Genomic DNA, 1,076 nt, shown 5'->3' with positions numbered 1-1,076 from the left:
CAGTGCGGCCTGACCGGGCAACCGCTGGCGATCAGCGTAATGCCCGGTCAGGTGGTGATTCGGGTGCAGCAGGGGAATATGTAGCAGTAACAACATACAAAAAAATAACCGGGAAGATCTTCTTGGGATCTTCCCGGCTTTTATTTATGGCGACTTCCTCAGCGTTTTTTAATGGCTAGCTGTCTCCAAGAGATTAACATTCAACCTCATTCAATAACCTGACCGCCACGAAGAAAAATCAGAAACATATATTTCTTTAAATATCATATCACTAGGTATATTTTCAATGCTGTCCCCGATTTCATCATAAGGTGATGGCAATATAAGCGAGAAGCCAAAATCATCGTCAATAATGACTGAGCCATTAAATATACGTTGTTTTTCAGTTAGAGCAATAACCTCTTTCATCGATTGCCCTGTATGTAATATATTTTTATACTTCCCTTTATATTCTTCATTGCAACCAATTGAGAAGATTAAGCCTTCATGATCAGTTGCGATCGTTATAGTTTTATTTAATATATATGCATTATTTTTACTCCCATCAGGAAGATAGTATTCCTTAACTTCAACCTTAAAAACAGAATACATTTCATCTATATATGAAGATATATTTCTATTCAGACTAATATTGCCTAATGAAAAACCAGATATTATTTCAGCATTAAAGTCTATCATATTAAAAACCACCATTTCTTAACGCACCATCAATATATACTGGAGAGTCTTTTATTAGATCGTAGTTTTTAAATTCACCATGACCGATCCTTCCAAAGACAACATCCTCACCATTCTTGACTTTATAAACCTTCCAGTAGTCATTGCCATGAATATTCGGCTGACTTGCATTTCCTCCTGGATGATAATCTAGTTTATATGTTGCCCCGGATTTAGTAGTACGTACATATTGAGTATGTTGAATCGCATCGGGTCTTCCTGCTTGAGGATAATGTTTAGTCCAACCACAGCTAGTCAGGAACGCATCAACATCCGCAGGTTTTTTACCTGATAATTTATCAACCCACCTTTGTGTAATTTTATCTTTTCTATAAAAACCTTTAGAGACACTACATGCA

The 1,076-nt window shown here is 36.6% G+C and carries 2 protein-coding genes; both read right to left on the bottom strand.

The genetic code is table 11. From position 1 onward, the window contains the following. Nucleotides 1-210: 210 nt before the first annotated feature. Nucleotides 211-678 (bottom strand): hypothetical protein, encoded by a 468-nt coding sequence (locus ACQ4OC_RS19560; RefSeq protein WP_430971563.1) that lies wholly within the window; start codon nucleotides 676-678, stop codon nucleotides 211-213. 1 nt (nucleotide 679) lies between these two features. After that, nucleotides 680-1,076: hypothetical protein (locus tag ACQ4OC_RS19555; RefSeq protein WP_430971562.1), on the bottom strand; the 397-nt coding region annotated here is incomplete at its 5' end.

This window comes from Yersinia sp. J1 (genome assembly GCF_050586585.1).
GTDB classification, from domain to species: Bacteria; Pseudomonadota; Gammaproteobacteria; order Enterobacterales; family Enterobacteriaceae; genus Yersinia; species Yersinia entomophaga.
The sequence above is the reverse complement of the archived record's forward strand: the minus strand, read 5'-3'. Positions and strand labels throughout refer to the sequence as shown.